The sequence below is a fragment of the Sphaerisporangium sp. NPDC049003 genome, from assembly GCF_043197795.1.
GTDB lineage: Bacteria > Actinomycetota > Actinomycetes > Streptosporangiales > Streptosporangiaceae > Sphaerisporangium.
The window spans coordinates 203,463-223,859 of record NZ_JBICTU010000006.1 but is presented as its reverse complement, the minus strand read 5'-3'; the positions used below and the strand labels follow the sequence as shown (position 1 = coordinate 223,859).

Annotated in this window: 17 protein-coding genes; 7 read left to right on the top strand and 10 right to left on the bottom strand. The window is 68.4% G+C overall.

Going from position 1 to position 20,397, the window contains the following annotated elements; all coding sequences use genetic code 11:
* Positions 1-68: 68 nt before the first annotated feature.
* Complete coding sequence (paaZ, locus tag ACGFIV_RS09020) at positions 69-2,102, bottom strand: phenylacetic acid degradation bifunctional protein PaaZ (RefSeq protein ID WP_358549019.1); 2,034 nt, start codon at positions 2,100-2,102, stop codon at positions 69-71.
* Positions 2,103-2,281: 179 nt separating this feature from the next.
* On the opposite strand from paaZ, the gene ACGFIV_RS09015 reads away from it, so the two are divergent.
* A complete protein-coding gene (locus tag ACGFIV_RS09015; protein WP_392833349.1) occupies positions 2,282-2,914 on the top strand; it encodes a TetR family transcriptional regulator in 633 nt (210 codons plus the stop codon).
* Here the strand turns inward: ACGFIV_RS09015 and ACGFIV_RS09010 are convergent.
* The 3 genes from ACGFIV_RS09010 to ACGFIV_RS09000 all read right to left on the bottom strand — a co-directional run bounded on the left by ACGFIV_RS09010 (position 2,911) and on the right by ACGFIV_RS09000 (position 5,405).
* The gene (locus tag ACGFIV_RS09010) at positions 2,911-3,726 is read right to left on the bottom strand and encodes a MetQ/NlpA family ABC transporter substrate-binding protein (RefSeq protein ID WP_392833347.1); all 816 of its coding nucleotides are present in this window, start codon (positions 3,724-3,726) and stop codon (positions 2,911-2,913) included. The genes ACGFIV_RS09015 and ACGFIV_RS09010 overlap by 4 nt on opposite strands.
* A gap of 69 nt (positions 3,727-3,795) precedes the next feature.
* On the bottom strand, positions 3,796-4,452 hold the full coding sequence (locus ACGFIV_RS09005; RefSeq protein ID WP_392833344.1) for a methionine ABC transporter permease: 657 nt from the start codon (positions 4,450-4,452) through the stop codon (positions 3,796-3,798).
* The gene (locus ACGFIV_RS09000; RefSeq protein WP_392833341.1) at positions 4,449-5,405 is read right to left on the bottom strand and encodes a methionine ABC transporter ATP-binding protein; all 957 of its coding nucleotides are present in this window, start codon (positions 5,403-5,405) and stop codon (positions 4,449-4,451) included. The genes ACGFIV_RS09005 and ACGFIV_RS09000 overlap by 4 nt, the downstream gene beginning before the upstream one ends.
* A gap of 470 nt (positions 5,406-5,875) precedes the next feature.
* Between ACGFIV_RS09000 and ACGFIV_RS08995 the strand changes: the two genes are divergently transcribed.
* The 5 genes from ACGFIV_RS08995 to ACGFIV_RS08975 all read left to right on the top strand — a co-directional run bounded on the left by ACGFIV_RS08995 (position 5,876) and on the right by ACGFIV_RS08975 (position 10,905).
* Positions 5,876-7,537, top strand: coding sequence for a SpoIIE family protein phosphatase (locus ACGFIV_RS08995; protein WP_358549010.1), 1,662 nt, complete (start codon positions 5,876-5,878; stop codon positions 7,535-7,537).
* Between the two features lie 238 nt (positions 7,538-7,775).
* Positions 7,776-8,204, top strand: coding sequence for a hypothetical protein (locus ACGFIV_RS08990; RefSeq protein ID WP_358549007.1), 429 nt, complete (start codon positions 7,776-7,778; stop codon positions 8,202-8,204).
* On the top strand, positions 8,194-9,342 hold the full coding sequence (locus tag ACGFIV_RS08985; protein WP_392833336.1) for a hypothetical protein: 1,149 nt from the start codon (positions 8,194-8,196) through the stop codon (positions 9,340-9,342). The genes ACGFIV_RS08990 and ACGFIV_RS08985 overlap by 11 nt, the downstream gene beginning before the upstream one ends.
* 60 nt (positions 9,343-9,402) lie before the next feature.
* A complete protein-coding gene (locus ACGFIV_RS08980) occupies positions 9,403-9,990 on the top strand; it encodes a hypothetical protein (protein WP_358549002.1) in 588 nt (195 codons plus the stop codon).
* 18 nt (positions 9,991-10,008) lie between these two features.
* Positions 10,009-10,905: a hypothetical protein gene (locus tag ACGFIV_RS08975; RefSeq protein ID WP_392833333.1), complete on the top strand. Its 897-nt coding sequence runs from the start codon at positions 10,009-10,011 to the stop codon at positions 10,903-10,905.
* On the opposite strand, the gene ACGFIV_RS08970 is transcribed toward ACGFIV_RS08975, so the two are convergent.
* Positions 10,888-12,024: a M20 family metallopeptidase gene (locus ACGFIV_RS08970; protein ID WP_392833330.1), complete on the bottom strand. Its 1,137-nt coding sequence runs from the start codon at positions 12,022-12,024 to the stop codon at positions 10,888-10,890. The genes ACGFIV_RS08975 and ACGFIV_RS08970 overlap by 18 nt on opposite strands.
* A gap of 64 nt (positions 12,025-12,088) precedes the next feature.
* On the bottom strand, positions 12,089-12,868 hold the full coding sequence (locus tag ACGFIV_RS08965) for a maleylpyruvate isomerase family mycothiol-dependent enzyme (RefSeq protein ID WP_358548994.1): 780 nt from the start codon (positions 12,866-12,868) through the stop codon (positions 12,089-12,091).
* A 525-nt stretch (positions 12,869-13,393) separates the two neighbouring features.
* On the opposite strand from ACGFIV_RS08965, the gene ACGFIV_RS08960 reads away from it, so the two are divergent.
* On the top strand, positions 13,394-14,332 hold the full coding sequence (locus ACGFIV_RS08960) for an alpha/beta hydrolase (protein WP_358548992.1): 939 nt from the start codon (positions 13,394-13,396) through the stop codon (positions 14,330-14,332).
* Between the two features lie 49 nt (positions 14,333-14,381).
* Here ACGFIV_RS08960 and fxsT read toward each other — a convergent pair whose 3' ends face one another.
* Genes fxsT through ACGFIV_RS08940 form a run of 4 tightly spaced genes read right to left on the bottom strand, consistent with a single transcriptional unit; the run spans position 14,382 to position 20,261 of the window.
* Positions 14,382-17,324 (bottom strand): FxSxx-COOH system tetratricopeptide repeat protein, encoded by a 2,943-nt coding sequence (gene fxsT / locus ACGFIV_RS08955; protein WP_358548989.1) that lies wholly within the window; start codon positions 17,322-17,324, stop codon positions 14,382-14,384.
* 22 nt (positions 17,325-17,346) lie between these two features.
* Entirely contained in the window at positions 17,347-18,351 is a 1,005-nt protein-coding gene (locus ACGFIV_RS08950) for a KGGVGR-motif variant AAA ATPase (RefSeq protein ID WP_358548987.1), read from the bottom strand.
* Between the two features lies 1 nt (position 18,352).
* Positions 18,353-19,636: a TIR-like protein FxsC gene (locus ACGFIV_RS08945; protein ID WP_358548984.1), complete on the bottom strand. Its 1,284-nt coding sequence runs from the start codon at positions 19,634-19,636 to the stop codon at positions 18,353-18,355.
* Complete coding sequence (locus ACGFIV_RS08940) at positions 19,629-20,261, bottom strand: TIR-like protein FxsC (RefSeq protein WP_358548981.1); 633 nt, start codon at positions 20,259-20,261, stop codon at positions 19,629-19,631. The genes ACGFIV_RS08945 and ACGFIV_RS08940 overlap by 8 nt, the downstream gene beginning before the upstream one ends.
* Between the last annotated feature and the right edge of the window lie 136 nt (positions 20,262-20,397).

Here is a 20,397-nt window from a genome sequence, read left to right as displayed (position 1 = left end):
TCAGTTATTAGTCTCGCTCAGCGACCGTCCGCAACGCAAGCCCGCAGGGCTGTACAGGCCGCCTGAACTCAGGTTTCGCGCCTGGCCACCAGGGTCAGCACGTCGTACTTCGCCACCGAGGACCCGTCCTGCTTGGTCACGTCGGCGTCCCAGCGAACCTCCCCGTACGGGGCGCCCTCACGCGGGTCGATCTGCTTGGCGGTGAGCGTGACCGTCAGCTCGTCCCCCGGGTAGACCGGCGTGAGGAAGCGGAGGTTCTCCAGCCCGTAGTTGGCCAGCACCGGCCCCGGGTCGGGGTCGACGAACAGCCCCGCCGCCAGCGAGACGATCAGGTAGCCGTGGGCCACCCTGCCGTCGAAGAACGGGTTGGCCCTGGCCGCCTCCTCGTCCATGTGGGCGTAGAAGGTGTCGCCGGTGAACTCCGCGAAGTGCTCGATGTCCTCCAGACCGACCCGCCGGGGGCCGGCGATCACGGTGTCGCCGGGCCTGAGGTCCTCCAGGTGCTTGCGGAAGGGATGGACCTCGGTCACCGTGCGCTCGCTGCCCGGAACCCACTGGCCGGTGATCGCCGAGAGCATCGCCGGACTCCCCTGGACGGCGGTGCGGTTCATGTGGTGCAGCACGCCCCGGATGCCGCCCATCTCCTCCCCGCCCCCTGCCCGCCCCGGACCTCCGTGCACGAGCACGGGCAGCGGGGAGCCGTGCCCGGTGGACTCCTTGGCGGCCTCCGCGTCCAGCACCAGCAGGCGGCCGTGCCAGGGAGCGGTTCCGAGCACCACCTCACGGGCGAAGGCGGCGTCCCCTGTCACGACCGACCCGACCAGGCTGCCCTGGCCCCGGGCGGCCAGCCCGATCACCTGCTCGGCCGAGGTGTACGGCATGAGCGCGCTGAACGGGCCGAACGCCTCCACCTCGTGCGGCTCCGGCCGATCGGGGTCGTCCACGCGCAGGAGCACCGGCGAGATGAACGCCCCCCGCTCGGCGTCGGCCCCGACGACCTCGACCCGGTCCGGGTCTCCGTACACCACCGAGCCCGCCGGGATCAGGGCCTTCAGCGCGCGGCGGACCTCCTCGCGCTGCCCGAGCCCGGCCAGCGCCCCCATCCGTACGGACGGGTCGGCCGGGTGGCCGACGGTGACCTTCGCCAGCCGGGCGGCGGCGGCCTCGGCCACCTCGCCGAGCAGGCCGGCCGGGACGAACGCGCGCCGGATCGCCGTGCACTTCTGCCCCGCCTTGACCGTCATCTCGGTCACGAGCTGCTTGACGAACAGCTCGAACTCCGGGGTGCCGGGAACGGCGTCCGGGCCGAGGATGGAGCAGTTCAGCGAGTCGGCCTCGGCGTTGAAGCGCACCGAGCGTCCCACGACGACGGGATGGGTGCGGAGCTTCTGGGCCGTGGACGCCGAGCCGGTGAACGCCACGAGATCCTGCTCGGTCAGGTGCTCGAACAGGTCGCCCGCGCTCCCGCAGACCAGTTGCAGGGTGCCCTCCGGCAGGATGCCGGAGGCGATGATCAGCTCGACGAGCCGCGCGGTCACGTAGGCGGTCTGGCCCGCCGGCTTGACCAGCGACGGCATCCCGGCCAGGAACGCGGGCGCGAGCTTCTCCAGCGGACCCCAGACGGGGAAGTTGAACGCGTTGATCTGCACGGCGACGCCGCGCATGGACGTGTAGAGGTGCCGGCCGGCGAACGACCCGCCCCTACCGAGCGGCTCCACGCCGCCGTCGAGGTAGACCGTGTCGCCGGGCAGCTCGCGCCTGCCCTTGCTGGAGTACGAGAACAGCACCCCGATGCCGCCGTCGACGTCGAACTTCGAGTCGCCCAGCGTGGCCCCCGTGCGCAGCGACAGCTCGTACAGCTCCTCGCGGTGCTCACGCAGGTGGGAGGCCAGCGCCTTCAGCAGCCCGGCCCGCTGCGGGAAGGTGAGGGCGCGGAGCTCGGCCCCGCCGGCGCGGCGCCCGTACGCGAGCGCCGCCCTGAAGTCGACCCCCGCGGAGGAGATCCTGGCGACCTCCTCCCCCGTGACCGCGTCGTGCAGCGGGGCTCCCTCGTCACCCGGGACATGCCAGGAACCGGTGACATAGCTGCTGAGCGGGGCCATGCTGACCTCCCCATCAAGTCGGCCGTAAAGATCGGACAGGCGCCATCGGGCGCCACTCCGCTCCTACCCGTTCTCCCCAGCTTCGAGGGGTCCCTTGACAGCGGCGGAACCACAACCCTTAACTGACGACAAATCATTTCTAACCGTCCATTCGGTCAGTATGCAAGGCGGTGACACCGATGGGGACATCAGCGGTGAGTGTCACCCCTCCGCGACGAGGCCGCCCCGGCTACGACCTGGAGTCGCTGCTGGCCGTCGCGGTCAAGGTGTTCAACGAGCGGGGATACGAGGCCACCAGCATGGAGGACCTCTCCCGCAGGCTCGGCATCACCAAGTCGGCGATCTACCACCACATCGCGAGCAAGGACGAGCTGCTCCGCCTGGCCGTCGACCGTGCCCTCGACGGCCTGTTCGAGGCGGCGGACGAGGTCGCCGCGATGGACGGCCGCGCGATCGACAAGCTGGAGCATCTCGTACGGCGCAGCGTGCACGTGCTGGTCGAGCGGCTCCCCTTCGTCACGCTCCTGCTGCGGGTGCGCGGCAACACCAAGGTGGAGCGCCAGGCCCTGGCCCGCCGGCGCCGGTTCGACCACCTGGTGGCCGAGCTGGTCCAGCGGGCCGAGGCCGAGGGGGACGTACGGCCCGACGTGGATCCCGCCGTCGCGAGCCGCCTGGTGTTCGGGCTGGTCAACTCGCTGACCGAGTGGTACCGGCCGCGCGGCGGCATGGGGGCAGACGCCCTCGCGGACACCGTCTGCAAGATCGCCTTCGACGGCCTCCGCCGGCAGACCTCCGAAGGCGAGACCGGCTAGGACGTCGCGGAGATCACGGAGCCCTGGTAGGTGTCCTCGATGAACTTCTTCACCTCGGGCCCGGCCAGCAGTTCGGCCAGCTTCTTGACCCGGGGGTCGCCCTCCTGGCCCTTGAGCACCACCAGGCCGTTGGCGTAGGGGTTGTCCGCGGCCTTCTCCAGCACCAGGGCGTCGGAGGCGGGCTTGAGCTCGGCCTCCAGCGCGTAGTTGCCGTTGATGACCGCGGCGTCCACGTCTTCCAGCGAGCGCGGGAGCTGGGCGGCCTCCAGCGGCTTGAACTGGAGGTTCTTGGGGTTCTCCGCCACGTCGCGCTCGGTGGCGGCGGTGCCGACGCCCGGCTTGAGCTTGATCACGCCGTTGTCCTCCAGCAGCTTCAGGCCGCGTCCGAGGTTGGTGGCGTCGTTCGGCACGGCCACGGTCGCGCCGTCGGCCAGCTCGCCGACGCTCTTGACCTTCTTCGAATACAGGCCAAGGGGCTCAAGGTGGACCGCCTGGACGAAGGTCATCTCCTTGCCTCCCTTGGACTTGAGGAAGTCCGCCAGGTAGGGGCGGTGCTGGAAGTAGTTCGCGCCGAGCTGGCCTTCCTGAAGCTGGACGTTGGGCTGCACGTAGTCGGTGAACTCGACGATGTCCAGTTCGAGCCCGGCGGCGGGCGCCAGCTTGTCCTTGACGAACTTCAGGATCTCCCCGTGCGGCACCGGGCTGACACCGACCTTCAGCACGTCGTCCTTGGCGGCGGCCGGCTCCGAACCCGAGCCTCCGCAGCCGGCGAGCACCAGTGCCAGCGTGGCCACGGCCACGGCGCTGATCAACTTACGCGCGTTATATCTCCTTCTATTCGCCTATTGCTGTTACTGGGAAATCTCATAGGGGGTCAGCGGCTACCTGTGGGAGAGCCTGCGAGCGGCGAGGTCGCCGAGGCTCTGCACGAGTTGCACGACCACGATGAGCAGCACGACCGTGACGATCATCACCGTGGTGTCGAAGCGCTGGTAGCCGTACCTGATCGCGAGGTCGCCGAGGCCACCGCCACCGATCGCCCCGGCCATCGCCGAGTAGCCGATCAGCGCCACGATCGTCACGGTCAGCCCGGCGACGAGCCCGGGCAGGGCCTCGGGGAGCAGGACCCTGGCCACCACCCTCGTACGGCTCGCGCCCATCGCCTGGGCCGCCTCGACGACCTCGCGCTCCACCCCGCGCAGCGCGGTCTCCACCAGCCGGGCGTAGAAGGGGACGGCTCCGAGCGTCAGAGGGACGATCGCGGCGACCGTCCCGATCGTGGTGCCCGTGACCAGGCGCGTGAACGGGAGGATCGCGACCATCAGCACGATGAACGGCAGCGAGCGCCCCACGTTGACGACCGCCCCGAGCACGGCCTTGACGGCGGGGGCGGGGACGAGGCCGCCTCGGTCGGTGGCGACCAGCAGCACGCCGAGCGGCAGGCCGAGCACCAGCGTGAGCAGCGCCGACCAGAACACCATCTGCGCCGTCTCGCCGGTGGCCTGCGCGAGCGCCTGTGCCAGATCGTCGCCGATCATCGGGCCTCCTCCATGACCAGGCCGCGTTCGCGCAGGTAGGCCAGGGCGTCGGCGCTGTTCCTTCCTTCGAGCCTGACCCGCAGGCGCCCGACCGGCACGCCTCCGAGTTCTTCCAGCGAGCCGCCGAGGATGTCGACGTCCACGTCGAACCTCCGTACCAGGCTCGACACGACCGGCTCGCCCGCCTGCCCGGCGAAGGTCACCGTGACGCTGCCGGGCGGGGCCGGCTCGGGCAGCGGGAAGATCTCGCGGGTGAGGAGCGACCCCGGCCGCGCGATCAGCTCCGCTACCGTGCCGGACTCCTCGACTCGGCCGTCGCGCATGATCGCCACCGAGTCGCAGACGCTCTTGATGACCTGCATCTCGTGGGTGATGAGCAGGATCGTCAGGCCGAGCTCCGCGTTGAGGCGCTTGAGCAGGGCGAGGATCGACTGCGTGGTCCCCGGGTCCAGCGCGCTGGTCGCCTCGTCCGACAGGAGCACCTTGGGACGCGCGGCGAGGGCGCGGGCTATGCCGACGCGCTGCTTCTGGCCGCCGGAGAGCTGGGCGGGGTAGGCCGAGGCCTTGCCCTGGAGCCCCACCAGCTCCAGGAGCTCGGCCACCCGCGTGCCACGCTCCCTGCGCGGCACTCCGGCGACCTCCAGCGGGAACGCGACGTTGCCCGCGACCGTGCGTGAGGACAGCAGGGCGAAGTGCTGGTGGATCATGCCGATCCGCTGCCTGGCGCGGCGGAGCCCTGCGAGATCGAGCGAGGTGAGCTCCTGGCCCGCGACCGTCACGGTGCCGTTCGTCGGACGTTCCAGCAGGTTGACGCAGCGCAGGAGCGTGCTCTTGCCGGCGCCGCTCTGCCCGAGCACACCGAAGACCTCACCATCCCGTACGTCGAGATCGACCTCGTCGATCGCGACGACTCCGGTGCTGTAGACCTTGCGCAGGCGAGAAACATGTATCACAGGTAGGTTATATCCGAAATATCCGGTTGGCGGGACCGCCGACGAAGGAGGATTTCCGCTTCAGAGACGGCGGCGACGCCCGCTGATCGACCGGTCGGCCGGGCAATGACCAGGCCAAAGGCGGGCAAGCGTCACGCGGAGGGCAACGGCGGCTCGCGTTCTCACCATGCCGATCGGACGTGCGATCAGGACCACCGCCCGGTTCGGGACGCGCGGAGGCCTTTCTCCGGCGCGGAGACCGTCGCCGGGGCGCCCGGCGGCCGGCTTTGAGGAGTTTTCGCGAAGGACAGCTAAGAGTAGATGCTACTTTACTGACGGTAGCCGCAGATGGGCGCAGACCTGGCTGGGGAAGGAGCCCCCGCCTTCAAGCGGCCCGGACGTGATGTCCATCTTTTTCCCAGGGGGGTCTGGTGGCGGGTGCGGCGAGATCGGGGTCGCCGGTCGACGACCCGTGGGGTTCACGCCCCGGCATGGCGCAGCTGGCGGGGTTCGCCGCTCTGGTTCTCGACGGGCGGGGGTGCGTCACCGAGTGGGGCGGCGGCGCCACCCGGCTGTTCGGCCACGCTCCCGCGAGGGCCTTGGGCCATGACATCTGCGATCTGCTGCTCGGTGCCACCCGTCGTGACACCGTCAGGCGGGTCCTCGCCCAGGTGGGCGCCGGCGCGCGGTGGAGCGAGATCCTCTCCGTCGCGTGCGCCGACGGCCGGGTCCACGACGTGGCGTTCAGCTGGGAGCCGCTGGCCCGTCCCGGCGCGTGGGGCGCGGTGATGGTCACCGCCATGGACACCTCCCCGCGCTCCGACGCCGGCGACGCGGCCGGTGACCGCCTCGCCCTGCTGAACGAGCTGAGCGCCCACGTCGGCGCCTCGCTCGAACCTCGGCAGGCCGCCGAGGACTTCATGGACATCGCCGTGCCCAGGTTCGCCGACGCGGCCAGCCTCTACATCGTCGAGGGCCTGCTGAGGGACGAGCTCTACCCCGACCTCGCGGCCGACGGGTCGGTCAGGGTCCGGCGGCTGGCCATCCGCCTCGGCCCCGGCCGCGGCGGCGAGGCCCTCTCCGGCGAGTGCGACTGGCGTGCCGTCTTCCCGGCCAACGAGATCGTCCACTACGGCGCGCGGCACCCGGCCAACCGGTGCATGATCGGCGACACCGCCATCGTCTACACCATGGCCGATCTGGAGATCAAGGAGCTCGACCGGATCACGGGCATGCTGGGCGGGCCGGCGATCAGCGTTCTTGAGAAGACCTCGTTCCTCGCGGCGCCGCTGACGGCCCGGGGCATCGTGCTGGGCTTCATCGCCTTCAGCCGCACCGCCGACCGTCCCCGCTTCGACGACCACGACAGGACCCTGGCCGAGGACCTCGCCACCCGGGCGGCCATCTGCATCGACAACGCCCGGCTCTACTGCCGCGAGCGCCGCACCGGGCAGGCGATCCAGCAGGACCTGGCGCCCCGCACGCTCACCGTCCCGCCCGGCCTGGAGGTCGCCCACCGCTACCTGCCCGCGAGCGCCATGACGGTGGGCGGCGACTGGTACGACGTGATCTCGCTGTCCGAGACCCGCATCGCCCTGGTGATCGGGGACGCCATGGGACACGGCGCGGTGGCCGCCGGCGCGATGGGCCAGCTCCGCGCGGCCGTACGGGCGTTCGCCGGCTTCGACCTGCCGCCCGACCAGGTGCTGCGCCGACTCGACCGCATGGCCGAGGACATGGACTCCATCCAGTGCGCCACCTGCCTCTACGCCACCGTCGACCTCGCCACCCGCACCTGCGCCCTCTCGCGCGCCGGCCATCCGCCGCCGATCCTGGTCCATCCCGACGGCACCGCCTCCGTGCTCGCCCTGCCGTCGGGGCTGGCCCTCGGCCTCGGCGACCCCACGTTCTCCCGGGCCTTCACCACGACGGAGGTGCGGATCCCCGTCGGGAGCACGCTCGCTCTCTACACCGACGGGCTCGTGGAGAGCCGCGAGCAGGACATCGACAGCGGCATCGCGGCCCTGAAGGAGGCGCTAAGCTCCCCCCGCGACACGCTGGAGTCCACCTGTGACGCCATCATCGCCGCCCTCCCCAAGCAGTACGACGACGTGGCCCTCCTCCTCACCCGCACCACCCACCCGGACCACTGACTGCCGGGTACCGGGTGACGTGCAGCACCTTCTGGAAGACGCGAGGGATCAGTTCCTTGCGCTCCTGGAAGATCTTCTGCGATGCCTCATGCTGGGAGGTCGTTGGTGCGGGCGTCGTTGCCGTGGCGCTGACAAACGCGGTTTACAAAGGCCTGGAAAAGCGTCACGGAGCGCGGCATACTAGCCTGACAATCAAGCCGTCCGGTGGGGAACGCATCGCAACGAAGGAGTATCCGCGATGGACCCCGCCCTGGTCAGCCTCGCCGCCGCCGCGGGCACAGCACTGGTCCAGGCCATGACCAAGGACACCTGGGAAGCGGTCAAGGCGCGCTTCTCAATGATCTTCAGCCGCCACGGTGAAGTCGACCAGGCGGAGCTGGCACGCGAGCTCGACGAGACGGCGCAGCGCCTGCGATCGTCCTCCGGCCCGCTGGAGCCGGCCGTCGACGAGGAGCGCCGGCGCTGGGCGACGCTCCTGGCCGCCTTCCTCTCCCAGCACGGAGAAGCCGCCCCCGAACTGCATGAGTTCGTCCGTGACGTGCGGCAACTCACCGCACGGGACTCCTTCAACGTGGTGCAGCACATCACCGCGGGCCGCGACTCCTACACCGCCGGCCGCGACCAGCACGTCGTCTTCCCGGAGGTGGACGACGACGATGAAGGTTGAGCGGGAGCCCCCCGGACAGGTGGTCCAGCGCGTCCTGGCACGGCGCGACGCCTTCACCGCGGCGCGCGACCTGTCGGTGAACATCCTGATGGACAGGCCGGCCACGGCCGACGAGGGCTCCTACCGGCGGGAGCGGTCGCTGTTCATCCAGTACGTCAACCCCGAGATCCTCGCCTGTTACGGAAAGGACGTGACCAGAGGCGACGTCGGCCAAATTCTGACACAGGCGCTGAGGGCCACCCGGCTGGCGGTGCTCCTGACGGACGCCTATCTCATTTTCCCCTCGTCGTACATGTTCGAGCTGCCGTGGTTCGACGTTTTCCTCGCCGGTATAGAACCGCTGATCCACGAGGGCCTGATACGCCATACATCCCGCACCCCGGAACTGACGGCGTACCAGGACACAAAAGTCCGGGAGTATCGCCGGGACGAGAGGAATCCCTATTCGACGTCGCACCGGGTCCACATCGAGCCCGATCTGGCGTGGTACCCGCACTTCGGGAAACCGACGTCCGCGGGCATCGCCGACCAGTGGAGCGCGGCGCTGGCCCCGGAGGGCGGTCTGTCGGGTGTCGTCCACGCGGTCGCGCGCGCGTGGCACCGCCCGTACGGGCGCGTGGCACGCATCATGGCCAAGTCACCCGAGCGGCTGGAAGGGCAGGCGTTCGTCAAGCGCTTCGTCGAGCGGACGCTGCCCGGACCGGTGCCGGACGACGCCGACAGCCTCCTCGGCCTGTTCCTGTCGGCCGCCTACCTGCGCTCCTACGTACGCGACCTGGACACCGCGATCCTCACCGACCTGCCGATCGGGCGGCTCTCGTGTGAGCTGGACGACTCGATGGAGGACATGAAGGGGCGGGTCCTGTCGTCCCGCCGCCTCGACCTCGCGCTGCACTGGCTGCGCGTCGATCACTTCGTTCACCGTGGGGCAAGCTGGAAGGAGCTCGTTCTTCTGAGATCCAGCGCCGAGTTCGGCATGATTACGTCGTTGCTGTATGGGAGCGGCTCGGCGAACGCATTCAGGCTCGCGATCATCGGCGCCAGTAGGTCTCGACACTTCGGTCCGGCCGTCACCTGTGGGGACGCACTGTCCAACGTGGCGGTCGTGGCCGACCAGCTGGCCCGAATGCCCGGCTGACCGTTCCGCTCACCCCGCGCGAGGTCCGTCGCGGGCGGAACGAACGGCGAGGGAACACCAATGAAGCTTTCGGTGTACTGCTCCGGGTCCATCGCGAAGGGGGCTTCCGACAGCAGGAAGCTCACCTGGTCCGACACGGAGAGGACGGAGGTCGCCAAAGGAGCCGCACCCCACGAGGTCGTCTTCCTGAATCCCGACGACCCCATCACCGACCCGAACAACACCCTTGGGCAGTTTGGTCGAGACATGTACCAGGTCATGGTCGCGACGGCGGTCATCGTGGACGCGCGCGAGAGGCGCGGCCTCGGCATCGGCGTCGAGATGGCGGCGGCCGGCACCTTCGGCACGCCCGTCATCGTCGTGGCGCCGCCGAACTCCAAATACCGGGCCGACACGCTCGAATACCGCGGGGTCACGGTTCACGACTACGTCCATCCGCATGTCGCCGCCCTCTCCGCGGCCATCGCCGACGACTTCCTCGCCGCCGGCGAGGAGCTGGCGCGCATCGTGGACGCCAACGCCCTCCCCCGGCTGGCGCACGTGCCCGGCTGGCTCGGAAGGGCGATCGACGAATATCGCGACAACGTCCTCGGAGCCGACATCCCCATGCTGGAGGCGTTGCGACAGCTCGACCGAATCCCTGGATGACCGGATAAGGAGGACCAGGTGATCCTCGATGCTGAGGACAGCACCGCGGAGCTCATCAAGGCGGGAACGGACGCGTCCCGGTTGTACGTGGTGCGCAACAGCGCTCTGGAACGCATGCTCTTCGACCGGAACCTCGTCGGAACGGACTTCCGGCGGGCGTGCCTGGAGTCGAGCCGCCAATTCGTCCGCCATCTGGCCGACGAGTATCACCCTGACGACACGGCCGAGCTGATGATCCTGAGCAAGGGGCTGGTCTACCAGCTCGGCGACGCCGTGGCCCAGCAGTGCGGTCACAACCTGCCGCTGAACCTGGTCGCCACCTCGCGCGTGGCCGTGTCCGCGGAGTCCGCACGGGTCGAGGTCTCCTACGCCCAGATCGAGGCGCCCGCGCAGACGCTGCTGATCGGAGACACCGTCGCCTCCGGGGCGACGGTCGTCGCGGCGGTCGGCCGCTACCTGGAGTCCCACACGCTGAAACGGCTGTACGTCCTGTCGTACGCCGGGACCATGGGAGGAGCGGAGAGGATCGCCGCCTTCTGCGCGAAAAGGGGCATACGCTCGACCTTCCTCTACGGCCTGGCCGCCTTCGGCCTCGGTCTCAACGGGTTCGACCTCTCGTTCCTGCATCCGGAGACGGTAACCCGGCAGGCGTACGTCGACCGGGCCGCGAGGCAGTTCTCCGGAAGGCCGGTCTCGGCCGTTGGATGGGACTTCGGCTCACAGGTCGTGTCCCCGCGCAAGTACAGACGGCTGTGCTGGGTGGAGGCGGAGGTGTGGGGCCTGCATGGCAGCGACTGCCTGGCGGTCGCCGAGAGACCGGAGAGCTGGGCCGAGCTCGCCCACGAGCGCGCGGCGTACGCCGGCGCCCTCGGGCCCGGCTGGAAGCGCATCATCGCTTCACCCGATGCCCTCTAAACCCCGGAGGAATCGCACCAGCGCCCGGTAGTACGGCGTGATCGTGGTGAGGTCGGCGTACTCCTCCGGGCCGTGCTGGCCGTCGCCGCCCGCGCCGAAGATGACCGCGTCGATGCCCCGCTGGTAGTAGAAGCGGCCGTCGGCGGCGCCGTGCTTGCGGAGAAGCTCGGCTTGGTGGTCCTGCTCCAGCGTGGCCCGCTGGAGCATGCGCACCTCCGGGCGGTCACGATCGGCGTGGTGGGGCACGTCGACGTGGTCGACGACGGGTGTGACGCCGGGCTCGCAGAAGGTCGCCAGGTACGCGGTGATCTCCTGGACGCTCCTGCCGTTCAGGTCGGCGTCCTCCGGAGGGAAGCGGATGTCCAGGCACGCCTCCGCCAGGGCCGGCACCTGGTTGCGGACCGCGCCCGGCGTCTCGATCGCGGCGACGTTGACGGTCGTACGCCAGATCTCCTCGGTCGCGACGGGATACCGGGTCAGCAGGTTGTCCAGGCTCCGGTGCAGCTTGATCAGGGCGTTGTCGCCGAGCCAGGGGTAGGCGCCGTGGGCGTTCAGGCCGACGGCCGTGAGGTTCACGGCCAGCATCCCTTTCGAGTCGGTGACGATGCGCAGTCCGCTGCCCTCACCGATGACCACGAAGTCGCCGGTGACGCCCTGTTCCAGCTGGTACCGCGTGCCGTCGCGCCCGCCGACCTCCTCGTCGGTGACCAGTTGCAACGCGATCGGGTACGGCAGGCCGCCGGCGAGGTCGCGGAAGACCTGTGCCTCCACCAGCGCCGACACCTTCATGTCCTGGGCGCCCCTGGCGTAAAGGCGGGTGCCCTCGCGGCGGGGCAGGAACTGGTGCGGCGGAGCGGGCACGACGTCGAGGTGGGCGTTGAGGATGACCCTGAAGCGCTGTCGTGCCGTGCCCGGGTACAGCAGCGCGCTGGGCTTGCCATTGGACTCGAACCGCTCCACCGTGAAACCCGGTCCGACGAAGTCGATCACGAGGTCGAGCGCGCGGCGCAGCTCGTCGGGACGGTCGGCGGTCGAGGGCACGGCGAGCAGTTCCCCGGCCACGGCGAGGAAGGACTCGGGCGGCTCCCCGGCCGCCGCGGGGAAGGGTCCGGGAGCCATGGTCAACCGTCCCGCGCACAGCCGCCCACGGCCCGCCCCGGCGCGTAGATCACGAGCTGCACGATCAGAGGGCCGTCTTCTCCAGCCAGCGGCCGAGCAGCTCCCGGTCGCCGAACACCTCGAAGCGGCCGCCTTCGGGCGCGAGGCGGCCGTAGAGGAGAAGCAGCAGGTCACTCGCGGTTCCGCGCACGGCGACGTCGCCCTTGCCGTGACCGTGCCGGGCGGAGAAGCCCTCGGGTCCCAGCGTGACCATCCACTCCCCGTCAGCGGTGTCCGTGGCGTGGAAGTGCAGGACCTCGCCGTCTCCCCCCAGTTCCTTCAGGCTGGCGGCCACCCACGTGGCCACAGACAGGTTACCGAGGAGCTCGTCCACGCCGTCCGTGGCGACCCTGGAATCGATCGCAGGCTCGCGCCCGAGGGCGATCTCGACGTCGGCCCTGTGGACGGTGCCCTCGTGCAGCATCCGCCTGGACCAGAAGCGGACGTGCTGGTCGATTCCCCACGCCCAGACCGGGGTGTCGCCATCGGCCTCCCGCAGCGTGCGCACCAGGGACGCGCCCCCCGCCGCCAGCCAGCCCGGATAGCCCGTGTCGTCGTCCGGCAGGGTGACCGGCACGTCCCGGGTCGGCAACGGCTCGTGGACAGGATGACGCACGAGGTGCTCGGCCCATCGGTGCGTGATCCCGACATGCTTGAGGAGTTTGGCGATGGTCCAGCCCGGACAGGTGGGCACCTTCGCCGCCGGGTCGGCGTTCTCCACGACACCGGCGAACCGGCCGAGCTCGGCCTCAAACGCCGAGCAGTGGTCTTCGTGCGACCAGCGACCTTCGATCTCCACGCTCATACCCGCGAGCGTAGACCGCCCGCCTGCCCTCCGGTGACGATGACGACGCCGCCTGATCGCCCGCGCCCGCGATACCGAACGGGAATGCCCGGGTCACCAGAGCCTGGCACTCCAGATACGGACACTTCAGCGGTCACGTGAAACAGTGGAGAGGTGGCGGAGACGGAATCGGATCCACTCCGCTATGGGAACGCCTGAACGGAAAATCCTCACGCACTGTCCCCCAAAGCGACCATGAGGAGAAGTGGGAACTTGAATAGGGGTCCCCTTGACCGCGCGGGCGGTATCGTAACCGTTACCCAGGCCGCGTAAGGTCGAGGGGACCTTTGCTTTGTAGTTCAGCGGGGTCGTCACCAGAACGTCCTCACGGTGCCGAACAGGCCCATGTGGCACGTTCTATTGTCGTGCCACGCCTGCATCAGACCACGTGCGTTGTGCGGTTACATGCCGGGAAGCGCCTCGGTGAGTTCTCACCGACCGTGTGCGGTTCTCTCGGCGTGACAACGCTTTCAGTTAGGGAGAGACGTGCCGACCACGCACAAGATGCCCACGATGGGCAGTGTGCCGACGCGGCACGGTGTGCCAACGACTCTCATCGACGACTCGCGTGGTGGCAAGCTGGCGGTGACGCAGCTGGGCGATCCGTCAGGCACACCCGTCTTCTTTCTCCACGGCACTCCCGGATGCCGCATCGGCCCATTGCCCAAGACGGCGTCACTGTTCCGCCAGCGGATCCGCTTGATCTGCTTCGACAGGCCGGGGTACGGCGACTCCAGCCGCGCCGAGGACCGCCGCGTGAGTGATGGCGCGTTCCAGGTCAAGGCGGTCGCCGACGAACTGGGGCTCAAGCGTTTCGCCGTCGTGGGCAGGTCGGGCGGGGGGCCGCACGCGCTGGCGTGTGCCGCGCTGCTGCCAGATCGGGTCACGAGGGCCGCCGCCCTGGTGACGCTGGCCCCGCCGGACGCTGAAGACCTCGACTGGTTCGGCGATATGGCGGAGTCCAATATCCAGGAGTACAAAGCCGCCGAGTTGGGGGCGTCACACCTGGCCGACTATCTCGAACCGGTCACCGAGGAGCTTGAGCAGCTACCCACCCGCCTGATCCGCGGCTTCTTCCATGAGCTGCCGCAGTCCGATCGGCGCATCGTCGCGAACTCGGTGGTCCGCAAATCGCTGTCCGAGGGCTACGTGGAGGCACTGAAGATCTCGGCAGGTGGGTGGATCGACGACGGAGTCGCATTCCGGTCGGCGTGGGGATTCGACCCTGCGGACATCTCGATCCCCGTCCGGCTCTGGCACGGGGAAGAAGACGTCTTCTCTCCCGTGCGGCATACGGAGTGGCTGGCCAAGCGGATACCCAAGGCAGAGGCCCTCATCCAACCCGCCGTGGGACATTTCTCGGCTCTCTATGCGTTGCCGAGCATTCTCGCCTGGTTGACCGCGGACAGGGCCTCTTTCCTCTGAATCTGACGGCCGCTGAATCATAGGGCGACTGAATCTGACGGCCGCTGAATCAGACGGGCAGAGCCTCCAGGTCCAGGGTCATCCTCCGGCCGCTCTCAAGGAAGCCCAGGAGCGGATGGCTTTCGCCGAGAACCTCACGGAAGGCTTTCAGCGTGTCCGCGCGTACCTGCTGAGCTTCCTTCCCCAGCCCGATCGAGAACAACGTCGCCGCGAGGTTCGCCGAGCAGGCGAGGGTGTCCGGATGCGATTCACCCAGGGTCTCGCGCAGCTTGTCGAGCGTCGAGCGCTCCAGGTCGAGCGCTCCCTGCCAGTCCTCAAGGTCCGCCATGCAGTTCGCCTGGTTGATCGCGCAGCACAGGGTGTAGGGATGGGTCTCGCCCAGCTTGACGCTCATGCGACGGAACGTGGCCGAGGCCAGTTCCGCGGCCTCCGCCGGTGAGTCGGCCTCCCGGACGTAGATCGACAGGTTGTTCGCGGCGACCAGCGTGTAAGGGTGGTCGACTCCGAGCAGTTGCCGGAACTCCTGCCACACGTTCTTGACGATCTCCCGGGCCCTGGCCTTGTCGCCGAGCGCGGCCACGTCGGACGCCAGATTGACAAGGCACACCAGGGTGTCCGGGCTGTCCGGCCCGTACACCTTCTCGAACAGCTTGCTGGTCTGCTGCGTGACCTGGAAGGCTTCCTGGTACATCCCGGCCTTCCGCAGCGAGACGCCGAGGCTCTTGGCGGCGCGGAGCGTGTACGGATAGTCCTCGCCGAGAACCGTACGGTGCTGCTCGTACATCTCTTTCAGCATTTCTACCGACTTGGCGAACTGGCCGGCGTCGCGCAGGTCACCGCCGAGGTTCGCTCCGGAGAACAGCGTGTTCGGATGCTTCTGCCCTAGGACGGTGACACGGCGCTCGTAGGTGTCGTCGTCCATGTCGCTCGCGTCGGCGAACCGGCCCACCAGCCGCAACGACACGGCCATGTTGTTGGCCGCCGACAGGGTGCGCGGGTGGTCCTCCCCGAACCACTCCTTCAGGCGGTCGAAGGTGTCCCTCGCCATCTCCAGCGCGGCGGGATACTCCCCGAGGGCGCGAAGGTCGGCGCCAAGCCCGCCCGCGGTCATCAGCGTGTGGGGGTGGTTCTCCCCGAGCACGGCCCGCTGCCGCGCCAGGACCTCGGTGTCGATTCGCCGCGCCTCAAGGTAGCTTCCCTGGGACCGCAGGACGTTCGCCATCTGGAAGCGCAGGTGGAGAATCTGCCGCTCCACCGTCTCCAACTCGAGGTCGTCGGACGAGGTGGCCCTGCCGTTCAATCGGTCCCGCAGAGCCGGGAACCGCTCGGTCCACACCGATTCGAGCTTCATGCCCAGCTCGATGGCCGCTTCGAACTGGCCACGGAGCCAGAGGTAGCGGACGCGCTCGATCAGCAGGTTGCGGGTCGCCTCCTCTCCCCACTCGATCGCCCCCGAAGGGTCGAGGTGGGGCCAGATCGCGTCGTACTGGTGCCACTTCTCGGGGTCGTCGACCTCCGCGGGCCGGGGGCGCGCGCCCACGAGGATGTTGTGGATCTCCCGGGACGCCTCGATCTTCTCCAGGTCGGTCATCCGGTGGCGGACCATGCCCTGGACGAGCCGGTGGACCACCACGGACTTGGTGGCCTGGTCGAGCCGGGCCAGCCCGAACCGGCTGACCTCCTGGATGACCCGGCCCATGACGAGCTTCTCGCGAAGCGCCGGGTCGTAGGGCACCAGCGCGCGCACCGTCTCGTCGCTGTACAGCATGTCGATGGAGATGGCCTCCGGCGCGAAGAACGCGCACAGCTGCAGGAGCCTGGTCCCCGCCCGGGAGCGTTGCCGCAGCTCCTCGAAGGACACCTCCCAGGCCGCCGCGACGGGCGTGGGGTAGTTGGCCGGCTTGTTGAGCGACAGCACCTGCGACATCTTGGTCTTGAGCTGCGCGACGTACTCGGCAGGGGACATCCCCGTCTCCTGCAGCCAGGCGGCCGCCTGCTCGATCGCGAGCGGAAGATCGCCCAGGGACTCGGCCACCGTGTCCGCGTCCTCACGACTCAGCTTGCGCACCCGCTGGATGAGATGCTGCACGCTTTCCTCGCGGGTGAAGATGTCCACCTCCAGGGGCGTGGCGACCTGTGACCACACCTGGCTCCTGGACGTGACGATGACGTGCCCCGAGCCGCCGGGGATGAGGTTCTCGATGTCCGCCGGCTCGTGGGCGTTGTCGAAGATCAGGAGCCAGCGCAGCTGGGTCTCGCTCCGCCGCAGCTGGCGGCGTAGCGCCTGCAGCACGTCGTCGAGGTTCTCTCCCACCGGAATGTGGAGCTCCTTGGCCAGCTCGACCAGGGCGGGAATGGCCAGAGCCGGCTGGGCGGACGGGACGTACCACACCACGTCGTAGTCGGCCAGGAAACGGTGAGCGTACTCAAGCGCGACCTGGCTCTTGCCGATGCCTCCCAGCCCGTGGAGCGCCTGAGGCAGAACCGCGGTGGTGCTCCCTCCGATCAGCTGGTCACGCAGCTTCTCCAGCAGCGACCCCCGTCCCGTGAACAGGGGATTGCGGGCCGGCAGGTTGGTCGTCACCGGCTTGGTCCTCGGGAAGCGCGGCCCTGCGGCCGAGGTCGCGGTGAGGCTCTGGACGTCCCGCCGCGACTGGCCGAGGATCCGCATGAGCGCCATGGTCGCCTGGTCCTCGTCGGCGCGCACGAGGTCGACAGAGGGCGGGTCGCTGAAGGGAGACGCCAGGTGCGGGATGTCCGCGACCCGCACCGGCACGATGATGGGATGCGGACCGGGGTTGTGCCCGCTCGACAGGCTTCTCCACAGCTCGCGGATGTGCGGCGCGCGTACGTAGGCGGGTGAGACGACCGCGACGAAGTGGTCGACGGTCTCGGGTCCGGACCGGAGCCGGACGGCTCCACGGCCGTCTCCGGCCGCATGTGGACCCGGAACTCCGCCCGGGTGAGCAGCGAGTGCAACCAGTCGGCCCACAAGCGGTCTTCGGGCACGTAGCTCAGGACGACGTCACCGGGGGCGACCGGCCTGACCCGGGTGAACAGACCTCTGTAGCGCGATCGGAGCTTCTCGTCGATCGGCGAAGCACTGATCTTGCTCTTGGTGACGACTTCCGTGAGGCTCTCGTAGGCCTTGAGCATCGACCGCGGCGATCCGGGAAGGTCGCCGAAGGCGGCGAGGGTCTCCTCGAAGGCGTAGAACTGCTTGTAGGGGATCTCCACGGCCGCCCAGTAGCGATCAGGATCGGCTTGCCGGCGCCGGAGAGGAACTTGTCGAACTTGCTCCATGCGTACGCCCGCCCCGCGTCGAGTTTCTCCTTCTCCCCCTCCTCGATCCGCATGGGCACAGGGAAGATCTCGATGTTCCTGGTGTCCGCCCTGCTCACGTCACGGGCGACGTTGGCGGCTCCCTCGATGCTCTGGTCGCTCAGCGTGAAACAGTCGACCAGCGCGTCGGGCAGGTGCATCGTGCAGATCTCGGCGATGTCGCTGAGGCCGGTGCGGCTGTCGATGAGGACGTAGTCGTAATTCTGTTTCACGTCGGCGCGGAGGGCGTTGAAGAACAGGCCCCCGCCGAGCTGCTCCCAGAAGTGGTCCCAGTCGAACGAGCCGATCAGGGATGAGTAGTCACGGTTCTGGCGCCCGGCCGACATGAAATCAAGCCGGCCCTCACCGGGGAACTCGCTCCATTTGAGCGTGGTGACGTAAGGCGAGACCTGGGCGTATTCCTTGTGCCAGTCGTCGGATCGCGGCTCGTCCAGCACGGCGGCCCAGGCGTATTCCTGGATCATCTCGATGACCCCCGGCATGTCGCTGATGCCGGCGGTCAGGAAGGGGTGGAAGAACTTGTGCAGACCCGGAGACTCCAGGTCCCAGTCGATGGTCAGGACTTTCCGTCCGGTGCTCGCGAGGATCCAGGCGGTGTTCGCCAGCGCCATAGTGCGTCCGGTTCCACCCTTGTAAGAGTAGAAGGTGATGATTTGTCCCTCTTGGACGCCACTCATCTCAATCCTCACCATTTATCAGATCGTCCGCTCCATCGGGACCCCTCAACCTCAGACGCTTGGCATGGAGACCAGCGGGGGGATGGGCGGTCGCATGCTTCAGATACTGATTGCCGACGCGATGCACCACGGCACGCAGGGTTCGCCCGAACTCCTCGATCGTGGAGGTGTCCCGTGCGGAGATCCTAGAGCTCATCCGCCCTTCGAGAAGCCTGCGGCGCAGAACATTCTCCAGTTTTCCCACCAGCTCCGCTTCCGCATCATTTGTTCGCTCATCGTCGCGATTCCAGGGGACGATGACGTCGATCCACGGTTTTTCCAGGTCATCGAGCTGCCGGAGCTGGTCGAGCAGTTCGGGATCCCCCGCCGCCCAGGGATCGACAATCAGCACCGCCGGAGCCGTGGGAACGACCGTGCCGAGCACCTGGTCAGAGCTTTCGCGAAATGTGAGGACTTCGGGCGCGTACTCAAGGTTCCGGACCAGATCGGTCGCGTACTCCGCAAGCGAGGTACTGGTGTGGGGATAATACGGATTCCATTCGCTGTCCCCACCGCCGTAATACGCGTCGCTCCGGTCATCGGGCGACGAGGCCGGTGCGGGCGCCAGGATGATCTGGAGCTTACGGCGGGGGTATCCCGTGAACGCGTTCTGCGCCAAGTGGTAGTTCGCCTCGCTCCCGGGCAGGACCCGCGCCGATTCCGCCACCTCGACGATGCGCTGCGCCAGCCTGCGGAGGGAGATCTCGTACTCGTCGCGCAGACCGGTCCGCATGATCCCGTAGAGGCCGAGCCTCTGGTAGGTCTCTCCGAGCGCCGAGGACTCGAACTTCACCGGCTCCGTGGCGGTGGGCAGCTTCGGCAGCGGGGTCGGGACCCACAAGACGGGAACGATCGCGTTCATCGGCTCGAACTCGCCGACCGACCGCTCGATCCTCCGTGCGAACACCGACCACTCCCGGCCGCACCGCTCGCTGGCGAAATAGCGCGGGGTGTAGAGCGGGACGAAGACCTTGCAGGTCTCAAGGGCCGTGGCCGTGCGGGCCGACCAGCCGGTGCGCGGACGCTCCCTGTCGAGGTGACCGACTGCGGCGAGCGGAAGACCGACCGACTCGCTCACCACCGCGCAGAGCTTCTCGAAGAACGACACCACCCACATGTCCGGGTCGCCCATGTCGTCGGGGCCGTACTTCGGTGTGGGCTCATAGCTGAGGAAGAAATACGGGTTCCGGCCGTCGGCTCCCGGCGCCGATTCCCGCCCGCTCTCGCGCTGCCCAAGATCACTCATCGAAGACGTTCCTAAGATCGACGAAAACGGTCGGTTCGCAGGGCTCCAATCGCGTGCTGGTCGCGATGTCGACGATGGCTGCCGCTATTTCCAGAGTGGCGCTGATGTAACCGTTGTGGAAGTCCTTCATGACGGCCAGCCAGTAGAGGCAGTCCTTCATGGCGTCCTTGCTCGGAGGAGGGTGTCGCACCTGAAGCTCGCTGGCGACTTTGGGGATCCGCTGCAGATCCACGGGAGCCCAGAGCACGGGCAGGATGGCGGTGAACGGGCTGTAACTTCTCGACCGGTGAAGCTCCTCGCGGCGGGAGAACGCATCCCATTCCTTGCCGCAGAAGTCACTCTTGAAATATTTCGGCTGGTAGAGCGGTACGAAGACGCGACAGGTGGCGAGTGCTCGCATGATGTCGTCGTTCCAGCGGTTGCCACCCCGTATTTCACGGTCCATGAAGCCGACCGCCACCCCATCGGGATGATCTGTCAACTGCATGATGTGGCTGCATAGATCATGGTAGAACTCGACGACGTAGCGATCGGGCGTCTCCATCCCGATGTGGCCGATATGACGGTAGCTCAGGAAGAAGTACGGCCCGTCGGCTCCGTCACCGGACAACGATCCGTCTGACATAGGGCTCTCCAGACCCTCGCGGCGGTCCACCCCACATCATAGGAAGCCGGGCGCGGAAGTGCTCATGTGTAGGCCACGATAAACAGTTCAGCGTGGCCGCGCAGCATGAGCCGGGAATCACACGGGCCTGGGTGAT

Coding starts and splice junctions, on each gene's coding strand:
- ACGFIV_RS08970 (WP_392833330.1), bottom strand. CDS start 12,024: ATGGCTCCCGGACCCTTCCCCGCGGCGGCCGGGGAGCCGCCCGAGTCC.
- ACGFIV_RS08995 (WP_358549010.1), top strand. CDS start 5,876: ATGGCGCAGCTGGCGGGGTTCGCCGCTCTGGTTCTCGACGGGCGGGGG.
- ACGFIV_RS08980 (WP_358549002.1), top strand. CDS start 9,403: ATGAAGCTTTCGGTGTACTGCTCCGGGTCCATCGCGAAGGGGGCTTCC.
- ACGFIV_RS08950 (WP_358548987.1), bottom strand. CDS start 18,351: ATGAGTGGCGTCCAAGAGGGACAAATCATCACCTTCTACTCTTACAAG.
- ACGFIV_RS08940 (WP_358548981.1), bottom strand. CDS start 20,261: ATGTCAGACGGATCGTTGTCCGGTGACGGAGCCGACGGGCCGTACTTC.
- ACGFIV_RS08945 (WP_358548984.1), bottom strand. CDS start 19,636: ATGAGTGATCTTGGGCAGCGCGAGAGCGGGCGGGAATCGGCGCCGGGA.
- paaZ (WP_358549019.1), bottom strand. CDS start 2,102: ATGGCCCCGCTCAGCAGCTATGTCACCGGTTCCTGGCATGTCCCGGGT.
- ACGFIV_RS09005 (WP_392833344.1), bottom strand. CDS start 4,452: ATGATCGGCGACGATCTGGCACAGGCGCTCGCGCAGGCCACCGGCGAG.
- ACGFIV_RS08965 (WP_358548994.1), bottom strand. CDS start 12,868: ATGAGCGTGGAGATCGAAGGTCGCTGGTCGCACGAAGACCACTGCTCG.
- ACGFIV_RS08990 (WP_358549007.1), top strand. CDS start 7,776: ATGGACCCCGCCCTGGTCAGCCTCGCCGCCGCCGCGGGCACAGCACTG.
- ACGFIV_RS09015 (WP_392833349.1), top strand. CDS start 2,282: ATGGGGACATCAGCGGTGAGTGTCACCCCTCCGCGACGAGGCCGCCCC.
- ACGFIV_RS08985 (WP_392833336.1), top strand. CDS start 8,194: ATGAAGGTTGAGCGGGAGCCCCCCGGACAGGTGGTCCAGCGCGTCCTG.